The 229-nt window shown below is 67.7% G+C and carries 1 protein-coding gene; it reads left to right on the forward strand.

What is annotated here, in order from left to right:
• A partial coding sequence (locus AC0IYH_RS34375) for an ABC transporter permease (protein WP_471838981.1) occupies nt 1-229 on the forward strand: 229 nt, incomplete at both ends.

Below are 229 nucleotides of genomic sequence, written 5' to 3' on the forward strand. Positions count from 1 at the left end.
GCGTCGTGCGCAGCGGTGCCGCGGTCAGCGAAGACGTCGCGCAGGTCGATCCGACCTTCTTCGACGTGTTCGACCTGCCGATGGCGCAGGGTGACGGCCGCGCCGCGCTGACGTCGCCGGCCAACGCGATCATCAGCGAGAGCGCGGCGAAGAAGTATTTCGGGTCGAGCGATCCGATCGGTCAGACGATGACGGTCGCGATGGACAGCGCCAACAGCTACCGCGTGGC

Source organism: Pseudomonas sp. AC463 (assembly GCF_979253585.1).